The following is a 16,841-nucleotide window of genomic DNA, read 5'->3' as shown; positions in this document are numbered from 1 at the left end:
GGCCGTAGCAGGTGTCGCCGAAGGTGCGGATGACGCCGATGCTCACGAACGCTGGTTGATCGGCTGCCGCCGGAGCCGCCGCCGTGAAGGCGCCGGTGCACAACGCCGCCAGCAGGGCGCTTCGTCCGGCCGGTCGCTTGCCTGTCATCGTCGATCACGCTCCTTCTGATTCGAAGCATTCTCGGACGGCCATTGTGCCTCGTCGGGCATCGTTTCCGGCTGTGATTCCCGCGCATCGCGGAAGACACCCGGCCCCGTGCGCGGATGCTTAGCATCGGTACGTGGAGCGAGGATCGTTGCTGAAAGCGCGGGCGGGCGGGAAACTGCACGGCGGAAACCACGGCCTAGCGCCGGAGGATGTGGTCGCCACGCAGCGGGGCCGGATGCTGGTGGCGATGATCGAGGCGGCCGCGGACAAGGGTTACGCGGCGGCGACGGTGGCGGACGTGCTGAAGCGGGCCGAGGTGTCGCGGATGACCTTCTACCAGCATTTCGCGAACAAGGAGGCGTGCTTCCTCGCCGCCTACGACATGGCCGTGGAGATCGTGATGACCCGCATCGGCGACGCGCTCGCCGGCGACGGCACCGCGCTCGAGCGGATAGATCGCGCGCTCGCCGCGTACTTCGCCACTTTGGCGCAGGAGCCGCAAGTCGCGAAGGTCTTCCTGGTGGAGGTGTACGCGGCGGGAAGGCCGGTGCTGGAACGGCGGCTGGCGACCCAGGCCGCCCTGGTCGACGGATTCGCGGCGGCGCTGGGAGCGACCCGGCCGCATCAGCGGCTGATCGGCGAGGCGGTGATCGGCGCGGTGGTGTCGCTGGCGACCAATCGCGTCGTCGCGGGGGACTTCGACGCGCTGCCCGGACTGCGCGAGCCGCTGCTTTCGGCGCTGATCACGAATCTGGTGTGAGGCCGGACAGCCGTCCGGCGACCGCGGGCAGCCGATCGATCATCGCCACGGTGTAATCCGCGAGCAGCGCGATCAGCCCGTCCCGGTCGACGTCGAGTCCGCCGTCCAGCCAGACCAGCACCAGTTCGGCCGCGCCGCCGGTGATCAGCTGGGAGGTCGCCGCGATCGCGGTGTCCTGTCCTTCGGGCAGTTCGAGCACCAGCCGGGTCTGCTCGATGATGGCGTCGGCCACCTGGCGCATGCCGGCGAACCGGCTGCGCATCAGCGCCTCGTTGCCGTAGGTCTGGGCGAACGCCACCTTCGCCCGGCGCGGGTCGTCGGTGAGCTCCACGATGAGGGCCGCGACCCCCGCGCGGATGCGGTCGCCGGGTGTGCCCGTGGTCTCGGCGATAGCGGTCTTCGCGCGGTCGAGCGCCGCCTGCTGGATCACGACCAGCACGCCGGCGGCGAGCGCGTCGAGATCGGGGAACGCCTCGTAGAAGAATCGCGGCCCGACTTTGGCCTGTTCGCACACGCCGCGCACGGTCAGCGCAGACAACCCCTGGGTGCCGATGATGTCGAGGGCCGCGTCGAGCAGTCTCCTGCGCCGATCCTCGCGGCGCTCGGCCGTGGAGGCTCCGCGGTAGGTGCCGCTGACGGTACGGGTCACTCCGCCAGCTTGGCACAGCCGCAATTGGGAAACAAACGTTTACGGAAACGCATGTTTCCTATATCGTCGGACCATCGCAGTGTCGCGAAGGGAAGACTGCTATGAGTCTGCTTGTGCCCCAGTCGATCGACGATGTCTCCGGCACGGTCCGGCAAGCGCGGGCCACCTGGGCGTGGCACGCGCAGCGGGCGGCTGCGCGGCTGGTCGCCTCCTATCCGGTGCGGGTGCGTCCGCTGGCCGATCCGCCGCCCGGCAGTGGCCTGAAACCGGTGCTCGGCGATTTCGGGCTGCCGGGGATCGGTTACACACTGCACGCGCTGGCCGACCCGATCGGGTTCGCGCGGATGCGATTCGATCGCTTGGGCCCGGTGCAGTGGATGGGCATGCTCGGCCGGCGGATGGTCACCTTCGGCAGCCCGGAGGGGTACGAGGCGGTGATGCTGGACCGGGACAAGGTGCTGTCGGCGCAACGTGGCTGGGAGTGGCTGATCGGCCCGTTCTTCCGCGGCGGGTTGCTGCTGCGGGATTTCGACGAGCACCTGTTCCACCGGCGCATCATGCAGCAGGCCTTCACCAGGCCGCGATTGATCGGCTACCTGGGCCTGACCACGCCGCGAATCACCCGTGGCCTCGCGCGCTGGGAGCCGAGCGAGGACTTCCGCGTCTATCGCGCGATCAAGGAGCTGCTGCTGCAGCAGGCCACCGAAGTCTTCGCGGGCGCGGAACTCAGCGCGGACGCCGCACGGCTGGAGCGCGCCTTCGAGGACGCGGTGCGCGGCGGGGCCGCGATGATCCGGGCGAACGTGCCGGGCGGAGTGTGGGCCCGTGGCGTGCGCGGGCGCCGGGTGCTCGAAGAGCATTTCCGCCGTGAGTTGCCCGCCAAGCGCGCGAGCGGCGGCGACGACCTGTTCAGCGTGCTGTGCCGGATGAGCACCGCCGACGGCGAGACCTTCACCGACGCCGAGGTGGTCGAGCACATGATCTTCGTGATGATGGCCGCCCACGACACCAGCACCATCGCCGCGTCCATGCTCGTCTACGAACTCGGCAGGCATCCGGAATGGCAGGAGCGGCTGCGCGCGGAATCCGTCGCGCTGGGCAAGCCCGCCCTGGACTACGACGATCTCGACCGCCTGCCGTCGCTCGATCTCGCGTTCAAGGAGGCGCTGCGGGTCTATTCGCCGGTGGCGCAGCAGGTTCGCGAAACCATCGCCGACACCGACATCCTCGGGTACTACCTGCCGAAGGGGACGCTGATCATGTGCGGCACCTACGGCCTCATGCGCAACGAGGCGTACTGGCACGATGCCGACGTCTTCGATCCGGAACGTTTCGCCGAGCACCGCAGGGAGGACAAATCGCACCGCTTCGCGTGGGCGCCGTTCGGCGGCGGCGCGCACAAGTGCATCGGCTTGTACTTCGGCGGCATGACGGTGAAAGCCGTTGTGCACCAGATGCTGCTGCGGTATCGCTGGAGCGTGCCGGACGGCTATCGGATGCCGCTGGTCGCCGGCACCGGCCCGGTGCCCGCCGATGGCCTGCCCATCCGACTGGAACGGATCTGACCGATGCGCATCATCGCCGACCGCACCCTCTGCGCCGGGCACGGCATGTGCGAAGCACTCGCGCCTGATCTGTTCCGCGTCGATGACGAAGGGATCGTCGTGCCGCCCGGCACCGTCGCCGCGTCCGAGCGGGAATTGCTCGAACTCGTCGTCGACAGCTGCCCGGTCGGGGCGTTGCGCCTGGTCTGAGGTCGCCGGGTCCGTTTTGCGTCCCCCGCGCTGGGTACCGCGAACTGCGATGCTCTGCCCATCGACGCGAGAGGACCGGTGAAACCCCATGGCCACCTGCGACACGTGCGGAAACGAGTACGACAAGACGTTCACCATCACCCGTGACGGCGAGTCCGCCACCTTCGACAGCTTCGAATGCGCGATCAACGCCATGGCCCCGACGTGCACGCACTGTTCCTGCCGCATCCTCGGCCACGGCGTCGAGGCGAGCGGCGACTACTTCTGCTGCGCGCACTGCGCCCACGAGGCAGGCCATCCCGCTCTGATCGACCACGTCTGAGCCGCCGGATCGAAGCGCCGGTGCGCGACCGGTCACCCCTGCGGTGCGTGACCGCGCCGCGCCTCCAGCCCGGCGGCCGCCGCCGCGTCGGCCAGTACCGCCTCCAGCATGACCGGTGTGAGCCGACCGGTGAAGGTGTTCTGCTGGCTGACGTGATAGCAGCCGAACAGGTGCAGCGGGCGCCTGCCCGCGTCCGTGGCGGCCAGTTCCACGTGCGCGCCGTGGCCGAACTTCGGTCGCGGACGCGGTACGACCCAGCCCGCGCGGGTGAGCACCGGCAGCAGGGCCTGCCAGCCGAATCCGCCGAGCACGACCACCGAGCGCACCGTGGGTGCCAGCAGGCGCAATTCGGTGTCCAGCCAGTGCCCGCAACGGTCGCGTTCCTCCGGCGTGGGCTTGTTGTCCGGCGGCGCGCAGTGCACCGGGGCGGTGATCCGCACGCCCTCCAGGCGCAGGCCGTCGTCGCGGCTGACCGCGGTGGGCTGATTGGCGAGGCCCACCGCGTGCAGGGCCGCGTAGAGCACGTCGCCGCTGCGATCGCCGGTGAACATACGACCGGTGCGATTGCCGCCGTGCGCGGCGGGCGCGAGTCCGACGAGCAGCATCCGCGCGTCCGGCGGACCGAATCCCGGGACGGGCCTGCCCCAGTAGGTCTGGTCTCGGAACGCGGCGCGCTTCTGCGCGGCGACCAGCTCCCGCCAGGCCACCAGGCGCGGGCAGGCGAAGCAGTCGGCGACCGCGGCGTCGAGTTCGGCGATGGTCCGGCACATGTCAGTACCGGCCGTCCGGGGCGGCGGCGTGCGCACTGCCGCCGTGACGCTCGGACGAGCGTTGCCCGGCGGCGTCGCGATGTCGGCCGAAGATCGGCGTCACGGTCATCAGAACTCCGTTCGGTGCTGCCAGAGGATGGGCGAACCGGACGTTCCAGCCCACCGTGCCTCGGCGCTTCCGGGCGGCGCCACTGTTCGCCGACCGGCCTCGTCCGGACCGTACCGCTTCGGACATCCGTCCAGTTCAGCGGGGTGATCGTGCGGCGATCGGGGCCGATCTGTGATCGGTACCACCCGGTCCGGGTTGGTAGCATGGCGATTCCGACCGACCGGACGCGGTGGTGCACCTCCGGCTTCCTTCGAAAGAGTCTTTTCATGCAGTTTGAGATCGTCGAGCGGGACGAGACGTGGGTTGCCGGGCTGCCGGTACGCAGCCCCAAACGCGCGCTCGGGGAACTGCGGGACCGTGATCTGGAGGCCGCCTGGGCCGCGGTGCTGCACCAGGAACTCGGCGGGCCGCTGGCCAGCGCCTACACCGACTACACCGGTGAACTCGGCACCTACAACACCCAGATCGTCGGCTACCAGTGCGCGTCCTTCGAGGACGTCACCCGCGGTCACCTGGTCGCTCGCCTGCCGCGCGGCGCCTATGCCCGGTTCTCCTCGGTGGGTAACTTCCCGCAGGTGATGACCGACTTGTGGACGCAGATCGCCTATGCCGAGGAACACAACCAGATCAAGCGGACCTATACCGGCGATTTCGAGTGTTATCCACACGCCTACAAGATCGATCTCTACCTGGCGGTCGACGCGCGATGAGCTATGCGATCGTAGTGCGTGCCGAGGCGGTGTACGGCGGGCTGGTGGTCCCGCGCGTGCGCCCGAGCTTCAAGGTCAGCAACAGCGACCTGATCGAGTTCCTGAAGGACCGGTTGCGCGACCGGGCGGGCGAGGATCGCCCGATGTACACGGTGTACGTGCCGGATCCGGCCGGGAACTACAACGCGGTGGTCTGCTTCGAGTACCCGGCGCCGGACGCGGTGCCGGTGGGCGACATCCTGGTGCGGGTGCCGAAAGGTGTCTACGCGCGTTTCGCGCCCAACGGCGACTATCACGATCCGGTGGAGGACGTCTGGGCGCAAGTGGACGACGCCACGGCGTCGGCCGAGATCACCCGCGCTTATCGTGAAGAGATCGAGATCTGGCACGGCCCGGAGTCGGTCGAGTTGTTCATTTCCATCCTCGTATAGCTTGCTGAACAGTAACTATTGTCGAACCAACTGGTCTCCATGTTAATTGCGATATTGATCGCACGTCGGTTGACCTGCGTAGATATCACGTGTACCGCGCAGTTTTCGGGAGATTAGCCGGACGGCTGGTCAATTCCTGTCCTATGACGGATACTGCCCTGGGCAACTTCATCTCGGCGCAGGGCCGCGGGAGGCTGCATCGGGCTGGACCAAACGCGCATGACAGCGCGGCGATGGAGTAGGAACAACATGACTGTGGATCTGATTGCAGTCGTGCCGAGGAACTCCCATGGGCGGGGAGTCCTGCGGTATTACGACGCGCAATCCGAATGTGCGTTCTTTGTGTCCGAACCGAACGTTCAGCCGGAGCTTTGGCGCCGGTATCTGGACGGGGCGCTGGATGTTTACCGGCGTTTCGGAGTCGAACACGCACTCGAATACGGCACGGTCGCCGACGGTGGATCGACGTCACTGTTCTTCACCGCACTCGACACCGACGGCGACATGGTCGCCGGCGTGCGGATGCAGGGGCCGTACACCGACGCGCGACAGGCGCACGCGCTGGTCGAATGGGCCGGTCACCCGGGCGCGAGCGCCTTGCGCCGGATGATCGCCGACCGGCTACCGCAGGGCGTGATCGAAGCCAAGGGCGCGTGGGTCGCCAGGGACGCGGCCAAGCGAGCCGAACTCGGCGCCGCTGTCTCGCGCACCGTGCTGCACGCGGCGCGGCTGCTCGACGCCCGCTACGGCTTCGCGACGGTGGCCTCCTTCACCGTGGCCAGGCACGAGGCGTGCGGCGCGGTGCCCGCCGAGCGCATTCCCGCGGTCCCCTATCCGGACCAGCGCTATCGGACCGTTCCGCTGTGGTGGGACACGCGCGGTTACGCCGCGTTCGCCGAGGACTCGCAGCGGTCTCTCACACGGATCGAGCAGGACGCGCTCGGCCTGCCCGCCGCAGCCGCGCCCGGCGCACGACACGGGGTCGGCCGGGGGACGGAGGGCCGGCGCGGACATGGGCGATGACCGGCCCCGAGTGGCGGACCACCGGCCGCTGATCCTGGACCCGGCGGATCCGGAAGACGCGCGGATACTCGCCGCCTTGCGGGCGGACCCGCACATAGAATTCCTGGATCTGCGCGCATCGTTACGCGCCGAGCGCGGCAAAATGGTCGCGCCGCCGGAAATTCACGAGGGGCCCGAAGCCGACCGCTGGATCTACTATCCGTGGCGTGCCGCGGTGATCGGATTGCCGGGCCCGCGGACTTACCGGTCGATTCGACTGGATCGCAATAGGAACAAACTGACCGGGGCCGAACAGGACCGTCTCGCCGAACGCACCATCGGGATCATCGGGCAGAGCGCCGGGCATACGATCGCGCATCTGCTCGCACTGGAGGGAGTTTGCGGAGGATTGCGCTTGGCCGATCTCGACGAAATCGAGTTGTCCAATCTCAATCGCGTGCCGGGAACGCTGTTCGACATCGGCGTCAACAAAGCGGTGGTAACCGCACGCCGTATTGCCGAGTTGGATCCCTATCTGCCGGTGCAGGTCTTCGAAGCCGGTATCGACGAGAATTCGGTGGACGAGTTCTTGGACGGTCTCGCGATCGTCGTCGAGGAATGTGATTCGCTCGATATGAAGCTGGTGGTCAGGGAGGCGGCGGCGCGGCACCGTATTCCGTTGCTCATGGAGACCAGCGACCGCGGTTTGCTGGACGTCGAGCGTTTCGATCTCGAACCCGAGCGCCCGGCGTTCCACGGGTTGCTCGGCGATGTCCGGGCGGCGGATCTGCGCGGGCTGACCGCGCGGCAGAAGGCGCCGTTCGTGGTGCGGTTGCTCGGCGCGGCGGGGCTGTCGCCGCGGCTGGGCGCGAGCCTGGTCGAAGTGGGCGAGACGGTGACGAGCTGGCCGCAGCTGGCCGGTGACGTCACGCTCGGAGCCGCCGGTGTGGCTGCCGCCGTCCGCCGTATCGGATTGGGAACGAAACTGGATTCGGGTCGCGTCCGCATCGATGTGGAACGGCACCTCGACGAACTGGCCGACCCACCGCCGAACGACGAGCCGGTGTGGGGGCAGGCTCCGCCCGAGCCCGCAGCCGGGCCGGTGGAAAGCGTTCTGGCCTGCGCGCAGCGGGCGCCGTCCGGGGGAAACATGCAGCCGTGGTCGCTGCGAGCCGGGGACGACGAGATTTCGATCGAGCTGGCGCGCGAGCACAGCACGGCGATGGACATCGGCTACCGCGGCAGCGCTGTGGCGCTCGGGGCCGCTGTGTACAACGCGCGGGTGGCGGCGGCCGCGCACGGGATTCTGGGCCCGCACGAGTTCGTCGAGGGCGCGCCCGGCTCCGGTCGCCTCCTCGCCCGCCTGCGGCTGGGCGACGGCCGCAGTGCCGAGCTGGCCGCCGACTATCCCGCTGTCCTGCGCCGCGAGACCAACCGCAGGGTCGGCACCGGGGCCGCGCTGGCCGACGGCGTGCTCGCTGCGCTCGAAGCGGTCGCCGAGGCGGCGGGCGCGCATGCGCGCGCGGTGGTGGATCGGCAGGGCATTGATGTAGCAGCACGTTTGCTGGGGGATTCCGACCGAATTCGCTATCTCACGCCCCGGTTATACGAGGAAATGCTCGCCGAAGTCCGGTGGCCGGACGACGACCCGGACACCGGGATCGATGCCCGTAGCTTGGAATTGACCGACGACGAGTGGGCGGCATTCCAGATCACCACCCGCGCCGACGTCATGGCGCAGTTGCGATCCTGGTCTGGCGGCTCGGCGCTGGGGAAATACACCGCCGACCGGGTGCGGTCCAGCTCCGCGATTCTCGCGGTGACCTTCGAAGCGACCGACCCGAGATTGACCGACTACGCGGCGGCGGGAGCGGCCGTCGCGCGGGTTTGGGTGCGGGCCGAGCGCCTCGGATTGAGTGTGCAACCGATTTCGCCGGTATACCTCTACGCCCGACGCCAGGCGGAACTTGCTGCGATTTCTCCCGACTTCGCGGATACACTAGCGTCACTTCAGGGCCGTTTCCTGGACCTGCTGGAAGTGCCTGAGCATGAGACCATGGCGTTGGTGCTTCGCCTGAGCTACGCCTCCGCCGCCACCGTACGCAGCAGGCGGCGTCCGGTGCTCGGTGTGGACACCAGTAGTTAGCGCGATCGGAGACAATGTGCCACGGCGGACACTCGACTCGTTGGTGACCCAGGTCGCCTCTGAGCTCATGGGTGTGGACGCCACGACCATGGTCGCCGCCACCGAGCGCGTCCTCGCTCACTTGGTCGAGTACTTCGACGTCGACTTCAGCTATGTGCGGCACACCGACCGCGAACGCCGGGCGACGGTGCTCATCGCCGAGTGGCCGCACCGGCAGAACGTGCCCGATCCGGACCCGCTGGGCGTGATCTACTTCGACGGCGCCGACCCGGTGTTCCGCGCCCTGGAGAACGCCACCGAGCCGATGGTGGCGCGCCCGACGCCGGAATTCGCCGATTACCAGGAGACCGTGCGCCGCGGGTCCGGCATCGCCGGAGTGACCTCGGCGGCGGTGCCGCTGCTGTCGCGGGGCGAGCCGACCGGCGTGCTCGGGTTCGTCAAGTCGGGCGATCGGGAGTGGAGCACCCGCGAACTCAACGTGCTCAAAGCCATCGCGGCGCTGTTCGCGCAACTGCAGGCGCGGGTGGTCGCGGAGGAGCGGCTGCGATATATCGCGCTGCACGACGATCTGACCGGCCTGGCGAATCGGCGCGCCCTGCTCGAGCACATGGAGGAGCGATTACGTGCCGGCAGCCCCGGCCCCGTGGCCGCCTTCTTCCTCGACCTGGACCGCTTGAAAGCCCTGAACGACTTCCTGGGGCACACCGCCGGGGACAACTTCATCCGCACCTTGTCGACGCGGTTGCGGGAGAACTTGGACCCGAACGACATGATCGCGCGCCTGGGCGGCGACGAGTTCGTCATCGTTCCGGCCAAGCCCATGGACGCGGTGGCCGCCGAGTACGAGGCCAACCGCATCCAGCAGTTGATCGCCCGGCGCGTCACCGTCGGCGGCGAGTCCGTCAGCCGGGGCGCCAGCGTGGGGGTGGCGCTCGGCTTCCCCGGTGAGACCACCGTCGCCGATGTGCTACGCCGCGCGGACCACGCCTTGCTGTCGGCGAAATCGGGCGGCGGCAACGGCGTGGCGGTGTTCACCGACACAATGCGCGCCCAGTTCGAACTCCAGGACGACGTGGAGCTGAACCTGCGCGGCGCGGTGTCGGACGGCTCGCTGCTGCTGCACTTCCAGCCCGAGGTGGATCTGCGCACCGGCCGCATCGTCGCGCTGGAGGCGCTGGTCCGCTGGTTGCACCCGACCAGGGGGCTGCTGCCGCCCGCCGCGTTCGTCACCGTCGCCGAGGCCACCAACCTGGCCGGTGAGCTGGGGCGCTGGGTGATCCGCTCGGCGTGCGCGCAATTCGCCGAATGGCGCCGCCGCGGTCTGGCCGGCAACGTCGTGATGCGGATCAACGTGTCGCCGGTGCAGCTGGTCAGCCTGGATTTCGTGGAGCGCATCGAGGACATCCTGCGCCTGTTCGGCATCGACGGCAGCTCGGTGTGCCTGGAGATCACCGAGCACGTCGTCGTCCAGGACCTGGCCAGGACCCAGGTCACCCTGCGCGGGCTCAAGCGGATGGGCGTGCAGATCGCCATCGACGACTTCGGCACCGGCTACAGCTCGCTGTCGCATCTGAAGGCGCTGCCGGTGGACGCGGTGAAGATCGATCGCGGGTTCGTGCAGCGGCTCGGCGCGAGCACCGACGACCTGGCCATCGTGAAATCCATCATCGGCCTGGCCGGCTCGTTCGGGCTGGGCGTGGTCGGCGAGGGCGTCGAGACGGCGGTCGCCGCGCGCACGCTGGTCGGCCTGGGGTGCTACCGCGCGCAGGGCTTCCTGATCGCGAAGCCGATGCCCGCCGAGCAGGTCGAGGCGCACCTCGCCGCGGGCCGGATTCCGCTCGACCTCGATCTGCCCAGGGCCGGGCGCGGGTTGCCCGCGCACTGAGGAGATGGCCGCAGCCGCTGGTTACCCGGTTCTTTCACCGCTGTTCACGCACCGTTGGGCGCGGGTAACCCCATCCGCTGCACGATCGGCCACGTGCGCATAGTCCAGCTGGCGAACTTCTACGGCCCGCGTTCGGGTGGGCTGCGCACGGCGCTGCACCACCTGGGGGAGGGGTACGTCGCCGCCGGGCACGAAGCGGTGCTGATCGTGCCGGGTGCGCGCCGGTCGGAGGAGATCCTGCCGACGGGGGTCGTGCGGATCACGTTGCCGGCCTTGGCCATTCCGGGGACCGGGGGCTACCGTGCGGCGGATCCTCGCCGGGTGGCCGACGTCCTCGACGGATTGCGGCCGGACGTGCTCGAGGTGTCCGATCGGCTCACCCTGCGCGGTTTCGGCCGCTGGGCGCGACGGCGCGATGTGACCGGCGTGATGATCTCGCACGAACGCTTGGACCGGCTGCTGGGACAGGTGCTGCCCGGCCCGGTGGCGCGCCGCTGCGCCGACGTCGCCAACCGGCACACCGCCACCGATTACGACATCGTCGTGTGCACCACCGAATTCGCCCGCGAGGAGTTCTTGCGCATCGGCGCCGCGAACGTGGAGCTGGTCCCGCTCGGGGTGGATCTCGATCTGTTCAACCCGCACCGGCGCGATCGCAGGCTGCGCGCCGATCTCGGGGTGCCCGGTCATCCGCTGCTCGTGCACTGCGGCCGGTTGTCGGTCGAGAAACGGGTGGACCGCAGCATCGAGGCGGTGGGGGCGTTGCGGGAGGCGGGCATCGAGGCCCGGTTGGTCGTGGCCGGGGACGGTCCGCGCCGGGACGCGCTGCGGCGGCGGGCTCGCGCGCTGGCGCCGCTGCCGGGCGGGGTGCCCGCCGTGCACTTCACCGGATTCATCTCCGAACGCGCGATGGTCGCCAAACTCCTTGCCACCGCGGACGTGTCGCTGGCGCCCGGCCCGCACGAGACGTTCGGTCTCGCCGCGCTGGAGGCGCTCGCGGCGGGCACGCCGGTGGTGGCGAGCCGATCTTCGGCGCTGGCCGACATCGTGACGGCCGACTGCGGGGCGGTCGCCGCCGACCATCCCTCCGCCTTCGCGCGGGCCGTGAGCGACGTGCTGGCCATGCCGCAGGCCGGTCGGCGCAGGGCCGCACGCAGCCGCGCCGAGCAATTCACCTGGCCGCGGTCGGTCGCGGGCATGCTCGCGGTGCTCGGCCGTTAGCGGCGTCGCGGGCGGGGCCGTCGGCTGGACTACCCTGCGGAAAACCGATTCGGCGATTCGAGATGGGATGCGCAGTGCTGGGTAGAAGTCGCGGGCGAGCGGGTCGAACGACGGTGCGCGAGGCGAAGGTGCTGGTCACCGGTGCGGCGAGCGGCATCGGCCGGGCCACCGCGCTGGCCGCCGCGGGGAAGGGCGCCGAACTGGTGCTCACCGACATCAATGCCGAGGGCCTGGACGCCACGGTGCGCGACATCCGCGCCGCGGGTGGCCGCGTCGCCCTGGCGGAGGCGCTGGACATCACCGATTACGACGCGGTGCGCGCCTTCGCCGACCGGGTGCACGCCGAACTCGGCAGCCTGGACGTCGTCATGAACATCGCGGGCACCTCCGTCTGGGGCACCGTGGAGAACCTGGAGCACGCGCACTGGCGGCGCATGGTCGAGGTCAACCTGATGGGCCCGATCCACGTCATCGAGACCTTCGTGCCGCCGATGGTGCGCGCGGGCAAGGGCGGCGCGCTGGTGAACGTGTCCTCGGCGGCGGGCCTGCTCGCGCTGCCCTGGCACGCGGCCTACAGCGCGGGCAAATACGGCATCCGGGGTGTGTCCGAGGTGCTGCGCTTCGATCTGGCGCAACACGGCATCACGGTGCACCTGGTGGCGCCGGGCGCGGTGAACACGCCGCTGGTGCAGAGCGTCGAGCTGGTCGGGGTGAACAAAGAGGACCCGAAGATCAAACGGCTCACCGCGGCGTTCGCCGAGCACGCGGTGGCGCCGGAGCGGGTGGCGACGGCCATTCTGCGCGGGATCGAACGCAACCGGTTCCTCGTCTACAGTTCGTTCGACATCCGCTTCGGCTACTGGTGGGCGCGCAAATTCGCGTTCCCCTACGAGTTCGTCATGCGCCGCACGAGCGCGCGCTTCAGCAGGCTGCTGGCTTCGACGGGCAGTTGAGATGCACGTCGAGCACGCGGGCGCCGGGGCCCTCGGCGCCGAGCCGGTCGTGCTCGTTGACCAGGCGGCAGCTGCCCAGCGAAAGGCAGCCGCAGCCGATGCAGCCGGTGAGGCTGTCGCGCAGGCGGATCAGCTGGGTGATCCGGTCGTCGAGATCGGCGCGCCAGACGGTCGAGAGGGCCTCCCAGTCGCGCCGGGTGGGAGTGCGGCCCTCGGGCAACTGATCGAGGGCCGCCCTGATCTCGCTCAGCGGTATGCCGACCCGTTGGGAGATGCGGATGAATGCCACGCGCCGCAGCGTCTCGCGGGCGTATCTGCGCTGGTTCCCGCTGGTGCGTCTGCTCGTGATGAGCCCCTCGCGTTCGTAGAAGTGCAACGCGGAGACCGCGACTCCACTACGCTCGGAGAGCTGCCCGGGGGTCAGCTCCTTCGCCCGCCAATCGGCTGCTGTCGACATGCACGCTCCTCCCTATCACCTAAACAATACTTCAGGTTATGAGGTGCCGGGGCCGGATTCGGTGATCGGCATCCGAAGGCCGGAACAGCGTGCTCCGCGGGCCGCGGCGCACTACGGTCTGATCATGGGAGCAGATGCTGTGTCCGCGCAGGAGGGTGCGCGTTTGGCCGTGACGTCCGAAGTCGGCACGCTGCGCACGGTGCTGTTGCACCGGCCCGGCAACGAACTGCGCAGGCTGACCCCGCGCAACAACGATCAGCTGCTGTTCGACGGGATCCCGTGGGTGGAGCGCGCGCAGCAGGAACACGACATGTTCGCCGAGGTGCTGCGCAGCCGTGGCACGGAGGTGCTGTTGCTGTCGGAACTGCTCGCCGAGACGCTCGAGGTCAGCGGAGCCGCCCGGATCCAGGGCATCTCCGCCGCGGTCGACGCGCGCAGGCTCGGCCACGCGCTGGCCGACGAACTGGCCGCCTTCCTGCGCGGCGTGCCCGCCGTGGAACTGGCCGAGATCCTCATGGCCGGCATGACCTTCGACGAACTGCCGTTCGGGCCCGACGCCACCTCGCTGGTCCGCCGCATGCACCACGGCGGCGACTTCGTCATCGATCCGCTGCCCAATCTGCTGTTCACCAGGGACTCTTCGTTCTGGGTCGGGCCGCGCGTCGCGATCACCTCCCTGGCGCTGCCCGCCCGCGGCCGGGAGACCTCGCTGACCGACCTCATCTACGCCTTCCATCCCCGTTTCCTCGGAGTGCGCCGGGCCTACGAATCGCATACCGCCCCGATCGAAGGGGGTGACGTGCTGCTGCTGTCGGAGGGCGTGGTCGCGGTGGGCGTCGGGGAGCGCACTTCGCCCGCGGGCGCGGAAGCTCTGGCGCGCAGCCTGTTCGACGACGACCTCGCGCACACCGTGCTCGTCGTGCCGATCGCGCAGACCCGCGCGACCATGCACCTGGACACGGTCTGCACCATGGTCGACGCGGATGCCGTGGTGATGTACCCCGCGGTGCGGGAGTCGCTGTGCGCGTTCACGATCCGCAAGGAGGACGACTACGGCGGGCGGCTCGGCAGCGGCCGGGTCAGCATGCGCGGCCCCGATCCGTTCCTGCCCGCGGCCGCCGAGGCGATGGGCATCGGCAAGCTGCGGGTCATCGACACGGGGCTGGACGGGGTCACCGCGGAACGCGAGCAGTGGGACGACGGCAACAACACCCTCGCCCTCGCTCCCGGCGTGGTGGTCGCCTACGAGCGCAACGAGATGACCAACGCCAGACTGGAGGACGCGGGTATCGAGGTGCTGCGCATACCCGGCTCCGAATTGGGTTCCGGGCGCGGCGGTCCGCGCTGCCTGTCCTGTCCGCTCTCGCGAGACCACGTGTGAGCCCGCCGTGTTCACCATCACGGTCTCCCACGAATCGGCGGTGCCGCCCTACGAGCAGCTCCGCCTGGGCATCATCGCCCAGGTGCGCTCCGGCGAGTTGACCGCCGGAACCAAGATCCCGACCGTGCGCGCCCTGGCCGCCCAACTCGGCCTCGCTCCCAACACGGTCGCCCGTGCCTACCGCGAACTGGAGGCCGACGGCGTGGTCGAGACCCGCGGCAGGCAGGGCTCCTTCATCGCGTCGTCCGGTGACCCGACCCGCGACGTCGCGGGACGAGCGGCCACCGCCTACGTCGCGACAGTGCGCAGACTGGGCCTGGACGACGCCACCGCCCTGCGCTACGTCCAAGCGGCGCTGGAAGGTTGATCGCGCTCGCCCGCTGCTCCACGAGCATGCGTCGCCGAAATCATCTCCAGCTGGGCAGCCAGAGGTGGTCGTGCCAGTTGCCCGGGGTGATCGGCATGGCGGTGAGGATCGGCCAGAGCCAGATGAAGTTGGCGATCACCAGGCCCAGGTAGAGACAGACCGCGAGCAGGCCGAGGCTGCGACGTTCGTTCGGCGGGGCGGGCAGGTAGGTTCCGGCGGGGCTGCGCGGGATGGTGCTCGGGCGCGCCGGGCCCAGTACGTCGCCGAGTGCCAGCGCCACGCCCATCACCAGGAACGGGGCGATCGGCACGGCGTAGAAGTAGTACATCTGCCGGTCGAGGGTGGCGAACCAGGGCAGCAGGGCGGCGCCGTAGCCGACCAGCACCGTGCCGTAGCGCCAGTCGCGGCGCACCACGGCGCGCCACAGCATCCAGGCCAGTACCGGACCCGCGACCCACCAGATGGCGGGCGTCCCGATCAGCATCACGGCCTTCACGCATTGCGCTTGACCGCAGCCGGTGACGCCGCCGTCGGCATAGTAGTACAGCATCGGGCGCAGACCCATCGGCCACGTCCAGGGCTTGGATTCCCAGGGGTGGTGGTTGCCCGCCGAATTGGTCAGCTCCGTGTGGAATTCCAGCGACCTGGCGTTGAAGTACCACAGCGAGCGCAGCGCGCCCGGCGCGATATGCGACCAGAATCCGCCGGTGCCGATCGGGTCCGTCGGCGCCGACGGGTTGCCCGGCATGTATCGGTATACGCCGGTCTCGCTGGCGAACCAGGCCCAGTAGCTCGCCAGGTAGACGCCGAGCGGGACGAGTACCAGCGCGTACAGAGCGGGACCGATATCGCGCAGCGCGACGCCGAGCCACGGGCGGCGCACCCCGTAGGCGCGCCGCGCCGAGAGGTCGAAGTAGACGCTCATCAGGCCGAAGGCGGCGATGAAATAGACGCCGGACCATTTGGTTCCGCAGGCCAGGCCGAGCAGCACGCCCGCGCCGAAGCGCCACCAGCGCACCCCGAGGCGCGGTCCCATGTCCGTCGCGCCGATGCGGCCCTGCGCGTCCGCGCGCGCGAACCGGCCGCGGATCTCGTCGCGGTCGACGATCAGGCAGCCGAACGCGGCGGTGACGAACAGCGCCATGAAGATGTCGAGCATGCCGATGCGCGAGGAGACGAAGGTGAGTCCGTCGGCGATCAGCAGGATGCCCGCGATCGCGCCGATCAGGGTGGAGCGCGCCATCCGCCGCACGATCCGGATCACCAGCAGCACCAGCAGCGTTCCGGCGACGGCGGCGGTGAAGCGCCAGCCCCAGCCGTTGTAGCCGAACAGCGCCTCGCCGATCGCGATGAACTGTTTGCCGACCGGTGGGTGCACCACCAGGCCGTAGCCGGGGTTGTCCTCCACCCAGCCGCCGGTGAGCATCTGCCAGGCCTGCGGGGCGTAGTGCTTCTCGTCGAACACCGGGGTGCCGGCGTCGGTCGGGTAGTTGAGCATCGTGAAGCGCGTCACCGCGGCGATGGCGGTGAGGAATGCCGTCACCAGCCAGCCGCGCAGGCGATCGGTGGGGCCGAAGTCGGGCGTCGGCCGCAGCGGTCCCGGACTCGACCAGGAAGGCACGGTCCCGAACCGTGCGGTCGCGCGCTGGTCGGTCACCTGGGTCACGCCCCGATCGTATGCTGTGCCGCCGCCGCGAGTATTCAGGCCGTGCGCGTTGGGTGGTCGCACGAGTGGTCGGGACCCGAGACCCGCCCGTAGTCGTCGCCGACACCGGA

Annotated in this window: 17 protein-coding genes; 13 read left to right on the top strand and 4 right to left on the bottom strand. The window is 69.5% G+C overall.

What is annotated here, in order from left to right; genetic code table 11:
• Positions 1–281: 281 nt before the first annotated feature.
• On the top strand, positions 282–908 hold the full coding sequence (locus ON27_RS23675; protein ID WP_083887762.1) for a TetR/AcrR family transcriptional regulator: 627 nt from the start codon (positions 282–284) through the stop codon (positions 906–908).
• On the opposite strand, the gene ON27_RS23670 is transcribed toward ON27_RS23675, so the two are convergent.
• On the bottom strand, positions 892–1,557 hold the full coding sequence (locus tag ON27_RS23670; protein WP_043731985.1) for a TetR/AcrR family transcriptional regulator: 666 nt from the start codon (positions 1,555–1,557) through the stop codon (positions 892–894). The two genes, ON27_RS23675 and ON27_RS23670, sit on opposite strands and share 17 nt — an antisense overlap.
• Positions 1,558–1,658: 101 nt before the next feature.
• On the opposite strand from ON27_RS23670, the gene ON27_RS23665 reads away from it, so the two are divergent.
• The 3 genes from ON27_RS23665 (at position 1,659) to ON27_RS23655 (ending at position 3,633) form a co-directional block, all read left to right on the top strand.
• Positions 1,659–3,122 carry a cytochrome P450 gene (locus ON27_RS23665; protein ID WP_083887761.1) on the top strand — a complete coding sequence of 488 codons (1,464 nt, stop codon included), beginning with the start codon at positions 1,659–1,661 and terminating at the stop codon, positions 3,120–3,122.
• A gap of 3 nt (positions 3,123–3,125) precedes the next feature.
• Positions 3,126–3,311, top strand: a complete 186-nt coding sequence (locus tag ON27_RS23660; protein ID WP_043731983.1) for a ferredoxin — start codon at positions 3,126–3,128, stop codon at positions 3,309–3,311.
• A gap of 88 nt (positions 3,312–3,399) precedes the next feature.
• Entirely contained in the window at positions 3,400–3,633 is a 234-nt protein-coding gene (locus tag ON27_RS23655) for a metallothionein (protein ID WP_043731980.1), read from the top strand.
• A 32-nt stretch (positions 3,634–3,665) separates the two neighbouring features.
• On the opposite strand, the gene ON27_RS23650 is transcribed toward ON27_RS23655, so the two are convergent.
• Complete coding sequence (locus ON27_RS23650) at positions 3,666–4,403, bottom strand: uracil-DNA glycosylase (RefSeq protein WP_043731977.1); 738 nt, start codon at positions 4,401–4,403, stop codon at positions 3,666–3,668.
• Positions 4,404–4,778: 375 nt separating this feature from the next.
• Here ON27_RS23650 and ON27_RS23640 point away from each other — a divergent pair, with 375 nt between their 5' ends.
• The 7 genes from ON27_RS23640 (at position 4,779) to ON27_RS23610 (ending at position 12,860) form a co-directional block, all read left to right on the top strand.
• On the top strand, positions 4,779–5,222 hold the full coding sequence (locus ON27_RS23640) for a GyrI-like domain-containing protein (protein ID WP_043732001.1): 444 nt from the start codon (positions 4,779–4,781) through the stop codon (positions 5,220–5,222).
• Complete coding sequence (locus ON27_RS23635) at positions 5,219–5,653, top strand: effector binding domain-containing protein (RefSeq protein ID WP_043731971.1); 435 nt, start codon at positions 5,219–5,221, stop codon at positions 5,651–5,653. The genes ON27_RS23640 and ON27_RS23635 overlap by 4 nt, the downstream gene beginning before the upstream one ends.
• 342 nt (positions 5,654–5,995) lie before the next feature.
• A complete protein-coding gene (locus tag ON27_RS23630; RefSeq protein ID WP_174377874.1) occupies positions 5,996–6,676 on the top strand; it encodes a hypothetical protein in 681 nt (226 codons plus the stop codon).
• Positions 6,666–8,801, top strand: coding sequence for an Rv1355c family protein (locus tag ON27_RS23625; RefSeq protein WP_043731967.1), 2,136 nt, complete (start codon positions 6,666–6,668; stop codon positions 8,799–8,801). The genes ON27_RS23630 and ON27_RS23625 overlap by 11 nt, the downstream gene beginning before the upstream one ends.
• Before the next feature lie 43 nt (positions 8,802–8,844).
• Positions 8,845–10,686, top strand: a complete 1,842-nt coding sequence (locus ON27_RS23620; RefSeq protein WP_280411069.1) for a putative bifunctional diguanylate cyclase/phosphodiesterase — start codon at positions 8,845–8,847, stop codon at positions 10,684–10,686.
• Positions 10,687–10,779: 93 nt separating this feature from the next.
• On the top strand, positions 10,780–11,907 hold the full coding sequence (locus ON27_RS23615; protein ID WP_043731962.1) for a glycosyltransferase: 1,128 nt from the start codon (positions 10,780–10,782) through the stop codon (positions 11,905–11,907).
• Positions 11,908–11,969: 62 nt separating this feature from the next.
• Positions 11,970–12,860 (top strand): SDR family oxidoreductase, encoded by an 891-nt coding sequence (locus ON27_RS23610; RefSeq protein ID WP_083887760.1) that lies wholly within the window; start codon positions 11,970–11,972, stop codon positions 12,858–12,860.
• Here the strand turns inward: ON27_RS23610 and soxR are convergent.
• The gene (soxR, locus tag ON27_RS23605; RefSeq protein WP_043731956.1) at positions 12,829–13,317 is read right to left on the bottom strand and encodes a redox-sensitive transcriptional activator SoxR; all 489 of its coding nucleotides are present in this window, start codon (positions 13,315–13,317) and stop codon (positions 12,829–12,831) included. The genes ON27_RS23610 and soxR overlap by 32 nt on opposite strands.
• Before the next feature lie 124 nt (positions 13,318–13,441).
• Between soxR and arcA the strand changes: the two genes are divergently transcribed.
• Positions 13,442–14,698: an arginine deiminase gene (gene arcA, locus ON27_RS23600; protein ID WP_086007537.1), complete on the top strand. Its 1,257-nt coding sequence runs from the start codon at positions 13,442–13,444 to the stop codon at positions 14,696–14,698.
• 7 nt (positions 14,699–14,705) lie between these two features.
• A complete protein-coding gene (locus ON27_RS23595) occupies positions 14,706–15,065 on the top strand; it encodes a GntR family transcriptional regulator (protein ID WP_043731954.1) in 360 nt (119 codons plus the stop codon).
• A gap of 40 nt (positions 15,066–15,105) precedes the next feature.
• Here ON27_RS23595 and ON27_RS23590 read toward each other — a convergent pair whose 3' ends face one another.
• Positions 15,106–16,731 (bottom strand): dolichyl-phosphate-mannose--protein mannosyltransferase, encoded by a 1,626-nt coding sequence (locus tag ON27_RS23590; RefSeq protein WP_043731950.1) that lies wholly within the window; start codon positions 16,729–16,731, stop codon positions 15,106–15,108.
• Positions 16,732–16,841 lie beyond the last annotated feature (110 nt).

Source organism: Nocardia asiatica NBRC 100129, from assembly GCF_000308415.1.
Classification (GTDB): domain Bacteria; phylum Actinomycetota; class Actinomycetes; order Mycobacteriales; family Mycobacteriaceae; genus Nocardia; species Nocardia asiatica.
This window is presented reverse-complemented; position numbering and strand designations above follow the sequence as displayed.